The organism is Reyranella sp. (assembly GCF_965279625.1).
Lineage (GTDB): Bacteria > Pseudomonadota > Alphaproteobacteria > Reyranellales > Reyranellaceae > Reyranella.
The window spans coordinates 3612003-3632301 of sequence record NZ_OZ257251.1 but is presented as its reverse complement, the minus strand read 5'-3'; the positions used below and the strand labels follow the sequence as shown (position 1 = coordinate 3632301).

18 protein-coding genes are annotated in these 20299 nt (G+C 67.1%); 4 read left to right on the top strand and 14 right to left on the bottom strand.

Annotated elements, in window-relative coordinates:
* Positions 1–8: 8 nt before the first annotated feature.
* Entirely contained in the window at positions 9–413 is a 405-nt protein-coding gene (locus ACQY78_RS17585; RefSeq protein WP_425068984.1) for a phage holin family protein, read from the top strand.
* Positions 410–1282 (top strand): hypothetical protein, encoded by an 873-nt coding sequence (locus ACQY78_RS17580; RefSeq protein ID WP_428677146.1) that lies wholly within the window; start codon positions 410–412, stop codon positions 1280–1282. Before ACQY78_RS17585 ends, ACQY78_RS17580 begins: the two co-directional genes overlap by 4 nt.
* Positions 1283–1358: 76 nt before the next feature.
* Here ACQY78_RS17580 and ACQY78_RS17575 read toward each other — a convergent pair whose 3' ends face one another.
* Both ACQY78_RS17575 and ACQY78_RS17570 read right to left on the bottom strand, forming a co-directional pair.
* Positions 1359–1541, bottom strand: coding sequence for a hypothetical protein (locus tag ACQY78_RS17575; protein WP_422009599.1), 183 nt, complete (start codon positions 1539–1541; stop codon positions 1359–1361).
* A 68-nt stretch (positions 1542–1609) separates the two neighbouring features.
* Positions 1610–2593, bottom strand: a complete 984-nt coding sequence (locus ACQY78_RS17570; protein WP_428677143.1) for a Bug family tripartite tricarboxylate transporter substrate binding protein — start codon at positions 2591–2593, stop codon at positions 1610–1612.
* Positions 2594–2813: 220 nt separating this feature from the next.
* Between ACQY78_RS17570 and ACQY78_RS17565 the strand changes: the two genes are divergently transcribed.
* Positions 2814–3578 (top strand): hypothetical protein, encoded by a 765-nt coding sequence (locus ACQY78_RS17565; protein WP_428677142.1) that lies wholly within the window; start codon positions 2814–2816, stop codon positions 3576–3578.
* Between the two features lie 27 nt (positions 3579–3605).
* Here ACQY78_RS17565 and ACQY78_RS17560 read toward each other — a convergent pair whose 3' ends face one another.
* Together ACQY78_RS17560 and ACQY78_RS17555 are read right to left on the bottom strand one after the other, a co-directional pair.
* A complete protein-coding gene (locus tag ACQY78_RS17560) occupies positions 3606–4613 on the bottom strand; it encodes a glutathione S-transferase N-terminal domain-containing protein (RefSeq protein ID WP_428677140.1) in 1008 nt (335 codons plus the stop codon).
* Positions 4614–4626: 13 nt separating this feature from the next.
* A complete protein-coding gene (locus tag ACQY78_RS17555; RefSeq protein ID WP_428677139.1) occupies positions 4627–6192 on the bottom strand; it encodes a sulfatase-like hydrolase/transferase in 1566 nt (521 codons plus the stop codon).
* Positions 6193–6239: 47 nt separating this feature from the next.
* Here ACQY78_RS17555 and ACQY78_RS17550 point away from each other — a divergent pair, with 47 nt between their 5' ends.
* Positions 6240–6815, top strand: coding sequence for a DUF924 family protein (locus ACQY78_RS17550; protein WP_428677137.1), 576 nt, complete (start codon positions 6240–6242; stop codon positions 6813–6815).
* A gap of 144 nt (positions 6816–6959) precedes the next feature.
* On the opposite strand, the gene ACQY78_RS17545 is transcribed toward ACQY78_RS17550, so the two are convergent.
* From ACQY78_RS17545 to ACQY78_RS17500, 10 genes are all read right to left on the bottom strand, one after another.
* On the bottom strand, positions 6960–7472 hold the full coding sequence (locus tag ACQY78_RS17545) for an O-acetyl-ADP-ribose deacetylase (RefSeq protein WP_428677136.1): 513 nt from the start codon (positions 7470–7472) through the stop codon (positions 6960–6962).
* Between the two features lie 19 nt (positions 7473–7491).
* Positions 7492–8232: a DUF882 domain-containing protein gene (locus ACQY78_RS17540; protein ID WP_428677134.1), complete on the bottom strand. Its 741-nt coding sequence runs from the start codon at positions 8230–8232 to the stop codon at positions 7492–7494.
* 42 nt (positions 8233–8274) lie between these two features.
* Positions 8275–9681 carry a siroheme synthase CysG gene (gene cysG / locus ACQY78_RS17535; protein ID WP_428686421.1) on the bottom strand — a complete coding sequence of 469 codons (1407 nt, stop codon included), beginning with the start codon at positions 9679–9681 and terminating at the stop codon, positions 8275–8277.
* Complete coding sequence (locus tag ACQY78_RS17530) at positions 9681–12287, bottom strand: molybdopterin-dependent oxidoreductase (protein ID WP_428677132.1); 2607 nt, start codon at positions 12285–12287, stop codon at positions 9681–9683. The genes cysG and ACQY78_RS17530 overlap by 1 nt, the downstream gene beginning before the upstream one ends.
* Before the next feature lie 150 nt (positions 12288–12437).
* Entirely contained in the window at positions 12438–14009 is a 1572-nt protein-coding gene (locus ACQY78_RS17525; protein WP_428677130.1) for a sulfite reductase subunit alpha, read from the bottom strand.
* The gene (locus ACQY78_RS17520; protein ID WP_428677128.1) at positions 14006–15790 is read right to left on the bottom strand and encodes a NirA family protein; all 1785 of its coding nucleotides are present in this window, start codon (positions 15788–15790) and stop codon (positions 14006–14008) included. The genes ACQY78_RS17525 and ACQY78_RS17520 overlap by 4 nt, the downstream gene beginning before the upstream one ends.
* Positions 15787–16602: an ABC transporter ATP-binding protein gene (locus ACQY78_RS17515; RefSeq protein ID WP_428677126.1), complete on the bottom strand. Its 816-nt coding sequence runs from the start codon at positions 16600–16602 to the stop codon at positions 15787–15789. Before ACQY78_RS17515 ends, ACQY78_RS17520 begins: the two co-directional genes overlap by 4 nt.
* Positions 16603–16613: 11 nt before the next feature.
* Positions 16614–17516: a nitrate ABC transporter permease gene (ntrB, locus tag ACQY78_RS17510; RefSeq protein WP_428677124.1), complete on the bottom strand. Its 903-nt coding sequence runs from the start codon at positions 17514–17516 to the stop codon at positions 16614–16616.
* Positions 17516–18829 (bottom strand): CmpA/NrtA family ABC transporter substrate-binding protein, encoded by a 1314-nt coding sequence (locus ACQY78_RS17505; RefSeq protein WP_428677122.1) that lies wholly within the window; start codon positions 18827–18829, stop codon positions 17516–17518. Before ACQY78_RS17505 ends, ntrB begins: the two co-directional genes overlap by 1 nt.
* Complete coding sequence (locus ACQY78_RS17500; protein ID WP_428677120.1) at positions 18819–20108, bottom strand: CmpA/NrtA family ABC transporter substrate-binding protein; 1290 nt, start codon at positions 20106–20108, stop codon at positions 18819–18821. Before ACQY78_RS17500 ends, ACQY78_RS17505 begins: the two co-directional genes overlap by 11 nt.
* Positions 20109–20299: the final 191 nt, after the last annotated feature.

Genomic DNA, 20299 nt, shown 5'->3' with positions numbered 1-20299 from the left:
AGGTCCGCATGAACACCCAGGAAAGGCCCGGCGTCGTCGGTCTCGTGACGGACGCCCTCGGCCGCAGCGCCGACCTGATACAAACTGAGATTCGTCTGGCCCGCGTCGAAATCGGCGAGAAGGCCGATGCTCTGCGCACCAGCGTCGTTAGCGGCCTCGTGATGATGCTGGTCGGTACCGTCTTCATCATCGGCGCGCTCATTCTCGTCCTGCAGGCCCTGGTCGCGGCGCTCATCGAAGGCGGCGTGGCGCCTGCTCTGGCGATCCTGATCGTTGCCGGCGGCTCCGCCGTTGGCGGCATCATCGTCCTACTCGCCGGCAAGAAGACGATCGGCGCCGTCGATCCCACCCCTACCCGTACCATCACGTCCCTGCAGAGCGATGCTCGCATGGCGAAGGAGAGCCTGACATGAGAGAGAGCGCCCAACTGCAACGCGAAGCCGAAGCCCAGCGCGCTGGCCTGTCCAACACGCTCGGCCAGCTGCGCGAAGGCATGACGAGTTCCGCCCTGTCGACCGAGTTGGTCGGCGTGCTGCGCGACAGCAGCCTGTCGGTGGTGAAGAGCCTGGCCGAATCGGCCCGGACCAATCCGGGGGCGGCGCTGCTCATCGGCGCGGGCCTGACGATGATGCTGACGCGCACGACCGGAGCCGACGTGATGTCGAGCGCCAGCTCGGCACTGAAGGCCGCCACCGCCGTCGGCACCGACGCCGCCGTCGCGGCGGCCGGCAGCGTGAAGAATGCAGCCGGCGCCGCCGCCGATACCGCCCGCTCGATGGCGGGCCAGGCGAGCGACAAGGTTGCCGGCGTGACCGACAAGGTCACCGGCATGGTGAGCGAAACCGCCGCGTCGCTGAAGGACCGGGCCGCGGGCACCGCCGACGCGCTGCGCGGCAAGGCCGACGAACAGCTCGACCAGGCCAAGCACATGATGGAAGACGGCAAGCATACCGCCGAGCATCTCGGCGAGGATGCCACCAAGCTGGCCTCCGACACGCGTCAGGCCGTCTCCAAGCTTCTGGAAGAGCAGCCGATCCTGGTCGCCGCGATGGGCGCGGCGCTGGGAGCGATCTTCGGCGCGGCGCTGCCGGTCTCCCAGGCCGAACGCAGCGTGCTCGGCAAGGTCGGCGCCCAGGCAATCGATAAGGGCCGCGAGGTCCTCGAGACGGCGAAGGACACGGTGACCGAAGAGATCGCCGGTGCGCATCTCGGCGAGAAGGTCGAGGGCATGGCGGGCAAGCTGGTCGACACGATGGTGCCGACCTCATCCCGCCCGGCGTAGCTCTTACGCAGGCCCTACGCCAGACAGCAGGACGGCCGCCCCAGGGGCGGCCGTTTCTGTTTGCAGCTGCCGACCCTCAGGAATTGGGCTTGGGCAGCGTGGTCGGGCTGATCCGCAGGATGGTGTACCCCACCTGCTCCAGCTTCACGGCCTCTGCCTGAGCTTCCACCAGGCTCGAATAGCCGATGCCGATTTCAGATTTGGTGCGCGGATCTATCGTCCACACCATGTGCTTGCCGAAGGCTGCTTCTTTTGTCATCGCGGCCTTATACAGAGCTTTGCCGCCGGAGTCCGATGCCTTGTCGGCCCGGCGGCGCTCCGAGGGCCTCAGCCGTCGACCTTCGCCCCGCTGGCCTTCACGATCGGGGCCCAGACGGCGATTTCGCTCACGATGCGATCCTGAAGCCCCTTCGGCGCCATCGGCCAGGTATCGCTGCCCAGGGCGGCGAACTTGGCCTTCACCTCGGGATCCTCGAGCGCCTTGGTGCCGACGGCCGCCAGCCTGTCGACGATCGGCTGCGGAACGCCGGCCGGTCCGCCGAAGCCCATCCAGACCTCGACCACATAGTTGGGCACGAATTCGATGATCGCGGGCACGTCGGGGGCCGCCTTGTTGCGCTCCCGGCTGGTCACGCCCAGCGCCCGCAGCTTGCCGGCCTGCACGTGCGGCCAGCAGCTCGGCATGTTGTCGAACATGATGTGCGTGTTGCCTGCAAGCAGATCCTGCAGCGCGCCGGCGCTGCCCTTGTAGGGGACGTGCACCATGTCGGTGGCGGTGAGTTGCTTGAACATCTCGCCGGCCAGGTGGATCGTGGTCCCTGAGCCGGACGAAGCCATGTTGTACTTGCCGGGATTGGCCTTCAGCAGCGCGATCAGCTCCGGCACGGTCTTCACCGGCAGGCTGGGATGGACCACCAGCATGTTCGGCCATACCGACATGCCGGCCATCGGCGAGAAATCCTTCACCGGATCGTAAGGGAGCTTGGTGTAAAGCGCCGGCGCCATGCAGAACATGGAGACGGTGATCAGGCCGATCGTGTAGCCATCGGGCGGCGCCTTGGCGAGCGCGTCGGTCCCGATCGTGCCGCCGCCACCGGCGCGGTTGTCGATCAGCACCTGCTGGCCCAGCAGCTCCGAGACCTTGGCCATGACGATGCGCGAGATGTTGTCGGTCGCGCCGGCGGGCGTGTAGGGCACGATGAACTTGATCTGCTTGTTGGGATACGCGTCCTGCGCGCGGGCGAGGCCCGGCGCGGCCAGGGTTGCTGCGGCGCCCGCCAACAGGGCGCGGCGGTTGATCGTGAACTGCATGTTTCCTCCAGACGACGTTTCTTATGTGTGGCGAACGCTAACAGCCGGCCGGAGTGTCGTCACGCGAACCGAAGGGGACGGCTCGCGCTGCGGCCCGCGAGGTCGCTGAGCGGTCGCAACACGCGAAGTCGGCACGATGAGAATTCCTGCGCCTTGCCGTCGAAATGCTCGCTGGCAGCGTCATTGCGTGAACGCAAAGATCACCGCGAGAGGAGACACCATGCTCACCTACAAGACTCCCGCCGAAATCATTGGCCATCAAGGGCTGCGCATCGTTCTGGTGCGCGGCGTCCCGAGCCCGTGGAGCCAGGCCGCCAAGACGATCCTCGAGATCAAGGGGCTCGACTATGTCGCGGCCCCGCTCGATGTCGGCACCGCCAACGAAGAGATCGTGGCCTGGTCGGGCCAGAACAGCGGCCCCGTCGTCGCCTGGCGCAACGGCCCGCCGCTCAACCGCTGGCTCGACATCCTGCTGCTGGCCGAGCGGCTCGCGCCGACGCCCGCCCTTCTGCCCGCCGATCCGCTGCAGCGCGCGCTGGCCATCGGCCTCGGCCACGAGATCCTGGGCGAAGGCGGCATCGCCTGGAACCGCCGCCTGCAGATGTTCTCGATGGCCGTGAAAGCCGGCGCCGGCGCGCGCATGGCGCCGCTGATCGAAAAATACGGCTTCGATGCCGACGACGCCGCAGCCGCAGGCATGCGCGTCGCCACTACTTTGCGCGGTCTCGCCACGCAGCTTCGCGCGCAGCAGGCGCGCGGCGTGCCTTACTTCGTGGGCGAAGGGTTGAGCTGCGTCGACATCTACTGGACGGCAATCATGAGCATGATCCAGCCGCTGCCCGCCGCGCAGTGCCCGATCCGCGATTCGTCACGGCCGGCCTTCACCGCCACCGATCCGCAGATCGTGGCGGCGCTCGACCCAATCCTGGTCGAACACCGCGACCGCATCTTCAAGGCGCACTTCTGCGACCCGATGGAGTTCTGATCGGATTCAGTCCGCCGAAAGCCGACGCTATTCGAGCCAGCGCAGGCAGCCGGCAGCTTCGAGCGCGGGATCGAGCCGCTGGCGCACGTCGGCCGGCAGCGCCGCCAGCTTCTTGCGTAACGCGTCGTAGCACTTCGCCTGGTAGCGGAAGGGCGCCTGGCTCCACGGCCGGCCGAGGATGTCGAGATCGACCGAGGGAGCACCCGCTTCGAGCGCCGCGCGGTTGGCCGCCAGGAACGGCAGGTAGGTTTCGCCGCAGTGCTTCAGCAGCGCGGTCACGCCGTCCGGTAAGGGTTCATCGGCCGGCAGCCATTCACCTTCGACGCCCGACGCATCGTCGAGGCGCAGCAGCCAGCAATAGACGTCGGGCGCCCGCGCCCGCATCTCCATCATCGGCGTCGGATCGACCGACAGGATCTGCAGTTGGCCGAACAGGCCGAAATCGGCCAGCGACGGACGCGAGCCGAACAGGTACTCCATCCGACGGACGTGGGGATCGAGCGTATCGAGGATGAAGCGGTAGCTGTCCTCGATGATGGGACGGTTGGCGTCGGTGCAGCCGACCATCGCCATGCGGCCCACCTGGCGGTCGTTGAACGCCTGCATCGCCTCGCGCCGCTCGGGCTGCGGCATCTGCGGGTCGCGCGAGGTGATCACCCAATCCTGTGCGAACGCGCGATCAGCCTCATAGTACCAGCGATAGTGGAACATGATCTTGGTGACCCACTCGTCGCCGAAATCCTCCAGCAGATCGCTGAGATAGGCGTGCGCGGGATCATCTGGAATGATCGAGCGCTGGCCGGGATGGGCGCGCTCCAGCGCATGGGCGAGCGGCGTCGAATCGTTCATCACCGTGCCGTCGGGAAACGTGAGCGCCGGGATCACCGGCGGCAGGCCCGCCGCGACCGCGACGTCGCGCGGCCAGCCCACGGCCTTCCAGACGAAGGGCAGCCGGCGGTAGCGCAGGATCGCGCGCATCTTCACCGAATAGGGCGAAGGTCCGAAGCCGTGGAGGATGTAGGGGTTCGTGCTCATGTCATCCCTCATTTTACCACTGGCCGAAGAAGATACCGTGCTGGCGATGTTTGGCCGTGCGCGCCGCGACATAGGCGTCGTCGACGGTGACGCGGCTCTTGCGCGCCTTGGCCCAGGCGTTCAGCCGGTCCTCCATCTCCCGGAAGATCGGCGCGTAGGTCAGGTCCGCGCCGAGATCGCGCCGCTCCTTCGGGTCGTTGGCGAGATCGAACAGCATCGGCCTGTAGCCCTGCCACCAGACGTACTTCCAGCGGTCGGTGCGGACCATGATGGCGCGGCATTCATCGGGCTTCCGGCCAAGGATGGTACGCGCCTCGCGGAAGGAATAGTCGAGCTCCGAGAAGACCGCGTCGCGCCACGTATCGAGATGGATCTTCCGCAGCAGCGGCAGCAGCGAACGGCCTTCGAGCAGATGATCCTGCGGCGGCAGGCCCAGCGTTTCGAGGATGGTCGGCACGACGTCGATCGCCTCGACGAAGCGTTCGTCGACCGTGCCGCGCGTCAGGTCGGCCTCGGGATCGGGATCGACCACGATAAAGGGCACGCGCTGCGCCTCCTCGTAGAACATCTCCTTCTCGCCCAGCCAGTGGTCGCCCAGGAAGTCGCCATGGTCGGCGGTGAAGACGATCAGCGTGTCGTCGAGCCGGCCGGCACGGTCCATGTGCGCGAACAGGCGGCCCAGCCAGTCGTCGAGCTGGCGGATCAGTCCCATATAAGCCGGCCGCACGATGCCCGGCGCCTCGGGCCGGCTGAAGGAGATCGATTCCTCCATCTCGCGATAGGCGGCAAGCACGGGATGCTCGTTCGCCCGCTCTTGCTCGTCGCGGTTCAGCGGCAGCATGTCGGCGGCGCCGTACATGTCGTGATAGGGCGCCGGCGCCATGTAGGGCCAGTGCGGCTTCACGTAGCTGAGGTGCAGGCACCAAGGCTTCTCGCCCATCTCGTCGATGAAGCGCATCGCCTCGCGCGTCATGTAGGCGGTCTCGGAATGCTCCTCCTTCACGCGCGCCGGCAGGTGGACGTTGCGCATGTGCCAGCCCGAGGCCTTCTCGCCGCCCGGCCCGTCGGCCGCGATCACGAAGTCGCTCCAGGGATCGTCGGAGACATAGCCGTGGCGCCGCAGATAGTCGGCATAGCCGCTCTCCGCGCCGGGCGGCGAATGCCCGTCATAACGGTCCAGCTCTTCGAAACGGCCGGCCCGCATCAGCGCTTCCAGGGCCGAGCCGCCCTCGATGCCGAACCGTTCCAGCGCCTCGAGATCGGGCAGAACATGGGTCTTGCCGGCCAGCGCCACGCGGATCCCGGCAGCCGACAGGAATTCGCCCAGGGTCTTCTCGCGCAAGGAGAGCGGCACGCGGTTCCAGGTGGCGCCGTGGCTCGAAACGTAGCGGCCGGTATAGAAGCTCATGCGGCTGGGACCGCAGACGCCGGACTGCACATAGGCGCGCGGGAAGCGCACGCCTCGCGCCGCCAGCGCATCGATCGCCGGCGTCTTGAGGTGCGGATGGCCGGCGCAGGACAGATGGTCCGCGCGCAGCTGATCGCACATGATGAACAAAACGTTCTTAACCTTGCCCACGGTTTCCTCTCTCGACGGGTTCTGCGTGCCCGGTCTAACTAAGCCGCATGACACAGGCGCCGTCCATCCGCGACATCATCGATTTCTGGTTCCTGCCGCTCGGCCACCCCGAGCACGGCAAGCCGCGCGACATCTGGTGGAAAAGCACGCCGGAATTCGACGCCGAGACCGTCGGCCGATTTGGCACCGCAATCGAACGCGCGATCTCGGGCGAACTTGATGCCTGGAGGAACTCACCCGAGGGCGCGCTGGCGTTGATCCTTCTCTGCGACCAGTTCACCCGCAACTGCTTCCGCAAGACGGCGCGCGCCTTCGCGGGCGATGCGCGGGCCATCGAGATCGCGCGACACGCGCTGGCGCGATTCTATCCGTCGGTCTTTCCCGTCGACATGCGGCTGTTCTTCTACATGCCCTTCGGTCACAGCGAGCATCTCGCCGACCAGCAGCTTGCCTGCGCCCTGTTCGAGACGATCGGCGGCGAGAACAACATCAAGTCGGCCCACGAACACCGCGACGTCGTCGCCCGCTTCGGCCGCTTCCCCCACCGCAACGAGGTCCTGGGCCGCAGCACGACGGCGGAAGAGCTCGAGTATCTGAAGAACGCCAACAGATACGGGCAGTGACGGTTTGCAAACTTTCTTAGCCGCGATGATTTGAGATTCGACGAGAGAACGCGCCGTCACCGCCTCTTGTCATCCTGAGCGAAGCGAAGGATCTCACGTTAGCGACCGAGTGCTTTGGCCGTTCGGCTAGGTCCTTCGCTTCACTCAGGACGACAGCTGTCCGACGTCGCCCACGATCTCGCGATAGATTTCGGCGGTGGCGGTGTCGAAGCAGCAGAAGATCACGTGCTCGGGCATGCGGATCATGCGGACTTCATGGACGGCGATCTCGGCGGCGGCTTCCTTCGGATAGCCGTAGATGCCGGTCGAGATAGCGGGGAAGGCGATGCTGTGCAGGCCGTGGACGATCGCGAGCGCCAGCGAGTTGCGGTAGCAGCGCGCCAGCTTCTCGGGCTCGCCCTGCGCCCCGCCCTGCCAGACCGGGCCGACCGTATGGATGACGTGGCGCGCCTTGAGGCGATAGCCGCTGGTGATCTTCGCTTCGCCGGTCTGGCAGCCGCCCAGGGCGCGGCATTCGGCCAGAAGCTCGGGACCGGCGGCGCGATGGATGGCGCCGTCGACGCCGCCGCCGCCCAGCAGGCTCTCCTTGGCGGCGTTGACGATGGCATCGACGTCGAGGCGCGTGATGTCACCCTCGACGATCTCGATGCGGCTCATGTTCTTACCAGGAGCGCCCTTACCAGTAGCGAACGGGACCCGTGTCGATATGCACGAAGCCGGAGCGCGGGTAGAAGCCGACGCCGCCCATGTTGAGCGAACGGGCGGCCTGGCGGATGCGGAACACCGGCACGCCCGGGAAGCGAATGTCCATGGCGTTGCCGTTCATGTGCTGGCTGTCGCGTGCCACGCCGCGGCTGACGCTGGCCAGCCAGGCATTGCTCTCGGGCGAGCGGAAAGCCGACAGGACCTCGATCTGGCCGCTGTACCCGGAGATGCGGGCGGTGTGCCACAGCACGTCGAACAGCAGCGGATCCATCTCGGTGGTGCCACTGTCGCGGCTGTCGCGCAGGAACTGGTTGAGCTGGTCGAGCGCGCTGCGGTGATAGGCGCCGTTCGACCAGAAAGTAACCGTCATCTTTTCCTTGGTGTTGAAGTTCACCAGGCTGAGGCTGCGCGGGCTCGACAGGTCGAGGTCTGGCGCCGGGAGCGGCGCGGCCATGGCGGCCGGCGCGAACCCGCCGTAACGCGAGCCGCGGAGCTGCTGCTGGGTGGCGGCCGGCGCCTTCTTCTGCTGGGCGGCGGCCTTCTGGACGCTCGCGGACTTAGCGGGTGCGGCGGTCTTTTTCTTTGTGGTAGAGGTCTCGGCGGTCGCGGCGGTCTTCACTTTTGGAGCGCTTGAGGCGCCCGTATTGGTCTGGGCGAAGCCCGTGCCGGCAAATGCCAACAAGGTCGCCAGGCTCAGTACAAAACTACGCATCCGTGCCCCGGTGTTGTTGCATTTTTGTCACAGACACCCTTATCAGAGACCCATTCTCGACTCAAAGTTAAATTCCTGATCGCGGGTCAGGGCCAATCCGACGACCGCACCCACCATGCATAGAGTGGGACCCGTCAGGAAGGCCCGCTGGGCCTGCCGATCGATGGTGGCCAGGGTGCCGACGACGCGACGCTCCCGATCGGTCGTGCCGTTTTCGATCAGGGCGATGGGGGTCGAGGCCGGCAGGCCATGAGCGATGAGCTGCGACGCGATCTGGGGCAGTGCGCCGGTCCCCATGTAGATCACGACGGTTTGCCGCGGCCGCGAGAGCATCTCCCAGTCGAGATTGACCGTGCCGTTCTTCAGGTGGCCCGTGACCAGCACGCAGGCTTGGGCGTGGTCGCGATGGGTGAGCGGAATGCCTGCGCTGGAGGCACACCCCAGGGCGGCCGTCACGCCGGGCACCACCTCGACGGTCACGCCCGCTTTCACCAGCGCCTCGACCTCCTCGCCGCCGCGTCCGAATACGAAGGGATCGCCGCCCTTGAGCCGCACGACGCTCTTGCCGGCCCGGGCCAGCGCCACCAGCCGGTCGTTGATCTCCTCCTGCGGCACGCAATGGTTCGCCCGCCGCTTGCCGACATAGACCCGCTCGGCATCGCGACGCGCCATCGAGAGAATCTCGTCCGAAACCAGCCGGTCGTAGACCAGGACGTCGGCACGCTGCAGCAGCCGGTGCGCCTTGAGGGTGAGAAGATCGGGATCGCCCGGTCCGGCGCCGACCAGATGGACCATGCCGGCCGACGGCGCTTCACTGCGGACGCCGTCCAGCAGCCGGATCAATTCGCGGCGCGCACCGATCTCGTCGCCCGCCAGCGCAAGCTCGCCGACGCTGCCTTCGAAGACGCGATCCCAGAAGCGGCGACGGGCCCGCGGCACGACGAGGGTACGGCGCACCTGTTCGCGGAAGACGTCGGCGAAGCGCGCCAGCCGCCCCAGGGCCGCCGGCAGGCTGCGTTCAATCTCGGCGCGGATGCGCCCTGCCAGTGCCGGCGAGGTCCCTCCCGTCGAGATGGCGATGGTGATCGGAGAGCGATCGATGATCGCCGGCATGATGAAGCTCGACAGGGCCGGTCGGTCGACGACATTGACCGGGAGGCAGCGCCGCTGGGCGGCGGCCGACACGCGCGCCTGCATCGATTCGTCTTCGCTCGCCACGATGACCAGCGACACCCCCTCGAGATCGCCTTCGTCGAAGCTGCTGCCGGCCCAGGAGACATGACCCTCGGCGATGAACTGGGCGACCTCGCCGCCGACCGTCTCCGCGATCAGCGATACCTGCGCCCCGGCCTTGAGCAGCAGCTCGGCCTTGCGAGCGGCCGCATCGGCGCCGCCGACGACCAGCGCACGGCGGCCCTTCAGCGTCAGGAAAAGCGGGAAGGTCTGCATCACGCCACTTTCACGAGACGCGCCGCCCGCAGCAGAGCGCGGATCTCGGAACGGCAGGAGCCGCAGTTGGTGCCGGCATGTGTGGTCGCGCCGACGGCCGCCAGCGACGCGGCGCCATCGGCAATGGCCGCCTCGACGGCGCCCCGCGAAATGCCAAAGCAGGCACAGATCTCGCCGCCGCGATGCATGTCCGTCCCGCCGTGCAACAGCTCGTCGCGCTGATTCATCGTGAGGCGGTCGAGCGCCATGTAGGGCGCCAGCCGGTCACGCGCCTCGACATCGTAGGTCGCCCCGAGTGTCATCACGGCCTCGATCCGGCCATCGCTCAAGACCGCGCCGACTCCGTTCTCACCGTCGAGCCATGGGCCAGGGTTGGTCGTGCGCACGGCTGCGGACAACGCTCGTTGTGCAACTGCGAAAGGCTGGTCGCCGGCAACGACGTAGGCGTGATAGCCGGCGCCCCTGATTCGCGCCCAATAAGAAATCTTCGGCAGCATGATCGGGCGACGAGCGAGAATCGTGCCATGCCAATGCATATCAAGCCGACGAATTTCGACGGGCGTGTGTTTCAGTTCCGGTTGCCCGGAGAGAGGATCGACCGCGGGATTCACTGCAGCGTTGATGCGACCCGCACGGCTCACCTGCGCGGTCCAATGCATGGGCGCAAAGACCTCGCCGATGCGTAACGAGTCGGTCACATGGACACGCAGCACGCCCCTGCCCCATCGGCTCGTCACTTCCGCGATGTCGCCGTCGACAAGACATCGCACCGAGGCATCGAGTGGATGCAACCCGAGCATGGGCTCGGGCCGATGACCGGCGAGGCGCACCGATTTCCCGGTACGCGTCATCGTGTGCCACTGATCACGCACGCGACCGGTGTTGAGGATCAGCGGCCGCTCTTCATCGGGCGCATTCACCGGCGGGCGCGCCGTGGTGGCGATGAAACGTGCGCGACGGTCGTCATGGAAGAAGCCGCCGTCGCCGAAGAAGCGCTTGTCGGCCCCGCCGCCCCAGACGAACGGTTGCAGCGCCTCGTAGGCAGCATCGTCGATCGAGGCAGACGAGCCGATGTCGAAGTCGCGCGTGCCCGCATTCTCGAATGCGGAAAGGGCCGCGTGCTCGCGAAAGATGTCGGCGACACCGCGCCAGGCAAAGGCTTCGCCGTGCCCCAGTCGTCGCGCGACCTCGGCGAGGATCCACCAGTCCTGCTTGGCTTCGCCGGGCGGCGGCAGGAAGGGTCGTTGCCGCGAGATGCCGCGCTCGGAGTTGGTCACCGTGCCGTCCTTCTCTGCCCAGGCGAGCGCTGGCAGCCGGATACGGCAGGCATCGACCGTGTCGCTGGCACGGATCGCCTCGGAAACGATGGAGAATTCGCAACTGCGCAGGGCCTCGCGGACCGCATCGGCATCGGGCAGGCTGGCGACCGGATTGGTCGCCATGATCCACACCGCCTTGATGCGGCCGGCGCGAACGCCCTCGAACAGATCGACCGCCTTGAGACCCGGCCTGGTCGCCATGCGCGGGGCCCGCCAGAAGCGCGCGACCCGGTCGATCGCGGCCGGGCCGAAATCCATGTGCGCGGCGAGCGTGTTCGAGAGCGCGCCGACCTCGCGGCCGCCCATCGCGTTGGGCTGGCCGGTGATCGAGAAGGGTCCCATGCCCGGACGGCCGATGCGGCCGGTCAGCAGGTGGCAGTTGATCAGCGCATTGACCTTGTCGACGCCGGCGCTCGACTGGTTCACGCCTTGCGAATAGAGCGTCACGACCTTCTCGGTACGGGCAAACCAGTCGAGGAAAGTCTCGACGTCGGCCCGCGTCAGGCAGCAGGCGGCGACATCCGTCGCCCGCGCGGCGGCGAGCGCCGCGTCGAGACCCGATGTGTGCCGGTCGACGAAGTCACCGTCGACGACACCGCGGTCCGCGAGGCCGGCCAGCAGGATGTTGAACAGCGCCACGTCGCTGCCCGGCTTCAGCGCCAGATGGAGATCGGCGATGTCGCAGGTCTCGGTGCGGCGCGGATCGACGACCACGATCTTCATCGACGGCCGTTTGTGCTTGGCGGCCTCGAGTCGCTGGAACAGTACGGGATGACACCAGGCGAGGTTGCTGCCGACCAGCACCACGAGGTCGGCGCGTTCGAAATCCTCGTAGAGGCCCGGCACCGTGTCGCTGCCGAAGGCGCGCTTGTGGCCCGCAACCGACGAGGCCATGCAGAGGCGCGAATTGGTATCGATGTTGGCGGTGCCGAGGAAGCCTTTGATCAGCTTGTTGGCGGCATAATAATCCTCGGTGAGGAGCTGGCCGGAAACATAGAAGGCGACGGCATCGGGCCCGTGTCGCTCGATCGTCCGTTGCAATCCCGTCGCCACCGTGTCGAGCGCGACCTCCCAGGACACACGCCGCCCATCGATCTCTGGATGCAGGAGACGATCCTCGAGCGACAGCGTCTCGCCCAGCGCCGCGCCCTTGGAACAGAGTCGTCCGTGGTTGGCCGGATGCGTGCGGTCGGCCGCGATGGCCGCGCCGCCCCTTCCGTCAGGCGTCGCAACGATCCCGCATCCGACGCCGCAATAGGGGCACGTGGTGTGGACGGGCGTCGTCATGACGACAAACACGACCTCACCCTGAGGAGCACTCCGCAGGAGTGCGTCTCGAAGGGTGGGCACGCGCACCGCGTCCGTTGCCCATCCTTCGAGACGCCGTGCAGCGCACGGCTCCTCAGGATGAGGGATGCGATTTCGGAGCGACGGCCTCTAGTACACATCGCGCTGATAGCGGCCCGCCTTGACGAGCCCGTCCAGCCAGGCTTTCGCCTCGGTGGCGCTCTTGCCGCCCGGTCCCATGGCAATGTCCATCAAAGCCGTCTCGACATCCTTGGCCATGCGCTTGGCGTCGCCGCAGACATAGAAGTGTGCGCCTTGCTCGAACCAGGCCCAGAGTTCGTCCGCATTCTCGCGCATGCGGGTCTGGACGTAAATCTTCTCGGCCTGGTCGCGCGAAAAGGCGAGGTCCAGATGGGTCAGCACGCCCCGGCGTTGCCAGTCCATGATCTGGTCCTCGTAGAGGAAATCCGTCGAGCGCTTCTGGTCGCCGAAGAAGAGCCAGTTCCTCCCCTTTGCGCCGCGCGCGTCGCGTTCTTCGAGAAAAGCTCGGAACGGCGCGATGCCCGTACCCGGCCCGACCATGATGGCGGGCGCCGCATCGTTTGCCGGCGGCGCAAAGCCGTGAGCCTTCTGCACGAATACCGGGATGACATCGCCAGGCTTGGCGAAATCGGCGAGGTAGCACGAGCCGATGCCGGTGCGGGTGCGGTCGTTGGTGTCCCAGCGCACGGCCGACACGGTGAGGTGGACCTCGTGCGGATGCGCCTTGGGCGACGACGCGATCGAGTAAAGGCGCGGCTGCAGCCGGTCGAGCGACTTCAGGAGGCCCGGCAGCGAGGGCGAGACCGAGGGGAAGGCCAGCAGCAGATCGAGGAGGTCGGCCTCCGCCAGTTCCGGCGGCCCCTCGCCCGACGCGAGCGCCTGGAGCTTGAGCGCCTCCTCGCCGTTGAAGGCCCGCGTCGCCAGGAAAAGCATGCACTCGTCGCTCGGGCGGGCGATGTCGACCTTGCTCAGCAAGGCCTGCCGCAGCGGTAATGCCTCGTGATCGACGCCAACCATTTCTTCGCCTGTGGCGCCCAGTCGATCGAGCACCGCCTGGACGAGCTGCGGGTTCTTGCGGGCGAAGACGCCGAGACTGTCGCCGGCTTCGTAGGTCACGTCGCTGGCCGAGAGGTCGAGCACGACGTGCCGCACGTCCTTTTCCGACCCGGGACGGTTCAGCGGATGGGCATCGACCAGGGTGGCAAGAGCGGGCCGGTCGCGCGAGAAGCCGACCTGGCCGGCGGGCTTCACGGAAGGTGCGGCCACGGCCGAGCCGTCACGCATCGGCTCGAGCGCGGACACGAGTTCCTTCACCTTGCGCTGCGTTTCCTTGCCGCCCGGCACGCAGCGGCCCATGTCGGCCTCCGCGCCCGACCACACCGCTTCTGCATAGGTCTGACAGAGATAACCGCACTGGCCGCAATCGAGCTGCGCCATCGCGGCCATCAGCTGGCGCTCGGGCTTCGTATCCTTCGCAAGCTCCAGCCGCTCGGCGAGCGACAGCGCCGCATCATGCCAGGGGAAATCCTCCGGCTCGGCGGGCTCCGCCGCTTCCGTGTCCGCAGCCCCCCCGTTCACGCCCAGATAGGCGGCGAAAAAGCCGTTCAGCCAGGCGCGCTGCGCCGGAGAAAACGGCGCGTTCTCGGGCACGATCTCCGGCAGGGGCGCCATCGCGTTCATGCCGCGAGCGCCGGCAGCGGGGCACGCTCGGCAAGATCGCGCAGCGCGGCGATGTCGTGGCGGCGGCAGAATTCGAAGAAGGATTCGGTTGGCGACTGGCGGTGCGCGAGATAGGCCGCGAGCAGCCTCTCGAGAAGTGGCGGCAGCTCATCGTAGGCGATCGCGGTCGCATACTCACGCGCCATCGCCTGCTCGGCCGTCGAGGCCGCGCCGCCGCCGATGAAGACGTGATAGCCCTCGACGCTCTCCTCACCGCGCTCGACCTTGGCCGCGATCAGGCCGATGTCGCCGACATAGTGCTGGGCGCAGGAGTGATGGCAGCCGGTCAGATGGATGTTGATCGGCGTGTCGAGCGCCAGCCGCATCTCAAGATAGTCGGCGAGTTTCAGCGCATGACCCTTGGTGTTCGACGCCGCGAACTTGCAGCCGGCATTGCCGGTGCAGGCCACCAGGCCGCGCCGGATGGCGCTCGCCTCGACCCCGAGTCCGAGCGCGGCGATGGCCGCGATGCAGACGCCGATATCGCGATCGGCCACATCGGAGATCAGCAGGTTCTGCCACACGGTGAAGCGGATCGTGCCGCTCCCGAAGCGCTGCGCGATCTCGGCGATGCCGCGCATCTGTTCGGCTGTCACGCGTCCCACCGGCAGCAGCAGGCCGAGATAGTTGCGACCCGCCTGCTTCTGACTGTGGACGCCGATATGCCCGTGCTTGTCGGCCAGCGCGCGCGGCGTCACCTGCGCCCCCGCCGCTCGGCGCAGCTTCGCACCGTGTTCCTTCTCGACCTCCCCCACGAAGGCGTCGCGGCCCATACGGTCGATCACGTATTTCAGCCGCGCCTTCTGGCGGTTGGTGCGGTCGCCGTGGATCGCGAACGCCCGCACGACGGCGCCCGCCACAGTCACACACTCTTCGGGCTTCAGCAGGATGCCGGTCTCGAAGGCGAAATCGAGATGACCGGTGATGCCGCCGAGCTGGAGGCGGAAATAAATGCCAGGCTCGAACCCATCCCCGCCGGTCACCTCGGTCGCGACAAAGCCGATGTCGTTCGTGTCCTCGAGCACGGGCACGCGGCCGCCGCCGTCGAAGGCGATGTTGAACTTGCGCGGCAGGCCGTACATCTCGCGGTGATTGAGGATGTAGTGATGCATGGCGCGGCACAGCGGCCGCGTGTCGTAGAGTTCCTGGGGATCGATGCCGGCGGTCGGGCTGCCGGTGATATTGCGGATATTGTCGGCGCCTGAGCCGCGCGCCGTCAGTCCGAGATCCTGCACGGCCAGCAGGAGGTCGATCGCCGCCTGCGCGGGAATTTCACGGATCTGCAGGTTGGCCCGCGTCGTCACGTCGACATAGCCGCCACCGAAGGACTCCGCCGCGTCGGCCAGCCCGCGCATCTGCCAGACGTTCAGGATGCCGTTGGGGATGCGCAGCCGGCACATGAAGGAATTCTCGGCCGGCGCGACGTAGAACAGCCCGTGATACTTGGTGAGGAAGACGTCGATGCCCTTGGGGAACTGCCCCGCTTCGGCACGGCCCACCACCTCGTCCCAGCGATCGAGCGGATGGCGCGCGCGCTTGGCCGTCTCTTCGGCGACCAGCTTGCCGCCCGCCGCCACGGCGCGGTCCTGGGCCGCATGCTGCAGGGCATCGGGACCAATCGCTTGCCCCGCCGGCGTCGAGGCCGTGCGCGAGGCGAGCTTTTCCGCCGCCTTGCGGGCCTCAATCCCGCTGACGAAACCCCGCAGCCACTGCTTCTGGGCGTCGTCGAATTCCTCGGTCATGCAGCCCGTGCCGGCACCCTGTGGCGCGCGTAGAGGAACTCGAGCACCGCGGCACGGCAGCGCGCGTATTCGGCGTCGGTCGCGAGTTCGAGCCGGCGGCGCGGCCGGGCCAGGTTGATCGGGAGAATCTCACCGATCGTGGCGGCAGGGCCGTTGGTCATCATCACCACGCGATCCGACAACAGCACCGCCTCGTCGACGTCGTGGGTGATCATCAGCACAGTGTTGCCCAGCTTGGAGTGGATCTCCATGACGCTGTCCTGAAGATGGGCGCGTGTCAGCGCGTCCAGCGCGCCGAACGGCTCGTCCATCAACAGCACCTTGGGCTGCATGGCGAGCGCGCGGGCGATGCCCACCCTCTGCTTCATGCCGCCCGACACTTCGTGGGGCCGCTTGTCCTTGGCCTGGGCCATCTGCACCAGTTCGAGATTGTGCATGACCCAGTCGTGTCGCTCGGCCTTGGTCTTCCCCTTGCCTTGGGATCCGCCGAACACCTTGTCGACGGCGATGGCGATGTTGCCGTAGACGGTGAGCCACGGCAGCAGCGAGTGGTTCTGGAACACGATGGCGCGGTCGGGGCCCGGCTCGTCGACCACCTTGCCTTCGAGGAAGACCTCGCCGCTGGTCGATTTCAGCAGGCCGCCCAGGATGTTGAGCAAGGTCGACTTGCCGCATCCTGAATGGCCGATCATCGAGACGAATTCGCCCCGCTCGATGCGCAGATTCACGTCGCGCAGCACTTCCGTCGCCATCTGGCCGCGGCGGAAGCTCATGCCGATCTGTTCGAACTTGAGGTAGGCGTTGGTGGGCATGGTCTGTGCTCCTACTGCGTCGAGACGCCGTGCGAGACGAAGTGACCGACCGTGGCAATCAGCTTGTCGAGCAGGAAGCCGACGATGCCGATATAGACCAGGGCCACGATGATGTCGGAGATGCGCGAGCTGTTCCACGCGTCCCAGATGAAGAAGCCGATGCCGACGCCGCCGATCAGCATCTCGGCCGCCACGATGGCGAGCCAACTCAGGCCGACACCGATGCGCAGGCCGGTGAAGATGTAGGGCACGGTGGCGGGCAGCGTGATCTTGTAGAAGACCTCCCACCAGGAGAGCCGGATCACCGCCGCGACGTTGCGGTAGTCCTGCGGGATGTTCCGCACGCCCACCGACGTGTTGATGATGATCGGCCAGATCGAGGTGATGAAGATCACGAACAGCGCCGAGGGATCGGCATGGCGGAAGCCCGCCAGCGACAGCGGCAGCCAGGCGAGCGGCGGCACGGTGCGCAGGACCTGGAAGATCGGATCGAGGCCGCGCATCGCCCAGGTGCTCTGTCCGACCAGAACGCCCAGCGCGATACCGACTACGGCGGCGAGGCTGAAGCCGATCGCGACGCGCCCCAGGCTCTTGGAGATCTGCCAGAAGGCACCCTTGTCGATGCCGCCATTGTCGTAGAACGGATCGGCGATGAAGTCCCACGCGTCCGACACCACCTTGGTCGGCGGCGGCAGGCGTGCGCCGGGCTCCGAACACAGGAGCTGCCAGACGAACAGCGTGATCGAGAGCACGATGAGCGGCGGCAGGACGACCGCCACCACATGTCGCGCGAGCTCCATCGCGCGCTCCACGACCGGCCGCACGGGCGGACGGAAGGTAACGATCTCGGCGGAGGATTCCGGCACGGGAACGGCGGTGGCCACGGACACGGCGGCTTTGGCAGCTGCCTGCATCACGCCACCTTCTTGATCTGAAGCGCGGCGAGATAGGCCTTTGGATCGGCCGGGTCGAAGACCTTGCCGTCGAAGAAGGTCTCCTTGCCGCGCGACGTGCCGGCCGGCATGTCGCTCGCCGCGACACCGATCGCCTTGGCGGCCTCGCGCCACAGATCCTCGCGATTGACCTTGCCGATGATTGCCTTGGTGTCGAGGTCGGGCGCCATCATGCCCCAGCGCTGGTTTTCGGTGAGGAACCACAGCTCATGGCTCTGGTAGGGATAGGAGGCGTGATCGCGCCAGAACTTCATCGACAGGTCGCGGTTGTCGATCTTGCGGCCATCGCCGTAGTTCACCTTGCCTTCGATGCGATTGATGATGTCGGCCGGCGGGCAGTTGAACCACTGGCGCTTGCCCACGATCTCCGACAGCTCCTTGGCGTTCTCGAGCTTGTCGCACCACTGCGCGGCTTCCAGGACCGCCTGCAACACGGCCAGCGCCGCCTTGGGATTCTTGTCGACCCAGTCGGCACGCAGGCCGAGGCTCTTCTCCGGATGGTTCTTCCACAGATCGCCGGTGGTGCAGGCGGAATAGCCGATGCCCTGGTTGACCAGCTGCTCGTTCCACGGCTCGCCGACGCAGAAGGCCTCCATGCTGCCGACCTTCATATTGGCCACCATCTGCGGCGGCGGCACGACGATGGTCGAGACGTCCTTTTCCGGGTCGATGCCGCCGGCGGCCAGCCAGTAGCGGATCCACAGATCGTGCGTGCCCCCGCGGAAGGTCATGGCGCACTTCACTTCCTTGCCGCCGGCCTTCATCTTGGCGAAGGCGGCCTTGAGCGGCTCCGCATTCACGGTTGCGCCGGTCGGCATCAGTTCCTTCGCGACGGAGATCGCCTGTCCGTTGGTGTTGAGGCGGGACAGGATGTACATCGGCACCGGCTTGTTCTCCGGCGTCGTGAGGCCCAGCGAGATCTGGTAGGGCTTGGGCGTGAGAATGTGGGCGCCGTCGATGCCGCCCGAGCCGGAGCCCAGCACGATGTTGTCGCGCGTGGTGCCCCACGAGGCCTGCTTGGCGATGTTGGCGTCGGTGATGCCGTATTTGTCGAACAGCTTCTTCTCCTTCGCCACGATCAGCGGCGAGGAATCGGTAAGCGCGATGAAGCCCAGCGTGACCTTGTTGGTCTCGGGTCCACCGGTCTGCGCAAAGGCGCCGCCCGGGAAGGAGGCGCGCACGGCGCTCATCAGGGCGGCCGTCGCCGTCGCGGCACCGGCATTCTTGAGGATCTGGCGCCGGCCCAGGCCTTTGCGGCCGTTCCTATTTTCCATGAAGGCTCTCCTGCTGTTTGAATGTCGTTGAGGTTTCTTTGCTGGGGTCGAACACCGACCCGTCGAGGAAACTGTCCGGTCCCATCGCCACCGGCGCGCCGTTGGTCGGGAGGATCCAGGGATCGGGATGGGCGCCCTCGATCTTGCGGTCGATGAGGGGGCACGGCAGGCCGAGTTCGCTGGCGGCGGCGCGGTAGATGTCGCTGCGGAACACGCGATCGGCGACGGCACGCATGTCGGCGCGCGGCGCCACCTGGCCCCAGCGCACCATCTGCGACAGGTACCAGTCGGCATGGCTGCGCCACGGAAAGTTGGCAAGCTGCCGATGGAAGATGTGGAAGTCGGGCAGGCTGAGCGACCGCGCGATCACGTCGGCGGGCACGTTGAGGAAGCGCGGCGTCGCCAGGATGCGGGCCGCCTCGGGCCGGTTGGCCGGCTCGTCGAGCCAGGCGCCGGCCTCGGTGATGGCCTTGACCAGCGCGATCAGGGTCTTCGGATTGCGCTGCGCCCAGGCTTCCGTGGTGCCGAGCATCTTCTCCGGCATCGAGTCCCAGATCTGCCGGCTCGACGCCGCGATGCGGCCGATGCCGAGCGAGGCGGATTGCTGGTTCCACGGCTCACCCACGCAGTAGCCGTCGATCGTGCCGCCCGAGAGGTGCGCCACCATGTGCGGCGGCGGCACGACGGTGAGCCGCACGTCGCGGTCGGGATCGATGCCGCCCGACGCCAGCCACAGGCGCAGCAGGTGGTTGTGCGAGGAATAGGTGAAGACCGATGCAAGCGTGATCGGCGGCCGGCCCTCCCGGGCACGGCGCGCGACCACCGCGGCCAGCGCCCGGACATCGAGCGGCGCACCGGCCGGCAGGTTGTCGCCCACGAAGGCGGGTGCGGCTTCCTCGATCTCCCGCCACAGCCCGTTCGACAGCGTGATCGAGTTGCCGTTGAGATGCAGCGTCATGGCCGCGATCATCGGGACGTTGACGCTGTCGATGCCGAGCGTGGTGGCGAGCGGCATGGGCGAGAGCATGTGCGCCGCGTCGAGCAGGCCGACCGCGAGCTTGTCGCGGATGTTCGACCACGACACTTCGCGGCGCAGCTCCACGTCGAGCCCGTGGCGCTCGTAGAGGCCGAGCACCTCCGCGAACAGCAGCGGCGCGCAGTCGATCAGGGGGATGAACCCCACCGTCACCCTAGGTCGCTCGATATGTCCCACGCCTCGCGACTCCAAAAAAAAAGACGCCCCAAGCGGCCGCCGAAAAGCGACCGTGTGGGACGTCATTGTCCGATGGAGGCAGACCGCCATTGGCCTGCCGGAGAATTCAGGAGCCACCCATCCTTGGGCGCCTCACCCGTAGATCAGCAGGAAGCGTGCCAAGGGCGCGAGGCGACGCGGGCGCCCGGCAAGTGGCTGATTTGTCTCAAAAAGTCCGGGCAGCGACCCGGCATGTCTCGCGGCCCGGGCGGTCCTGC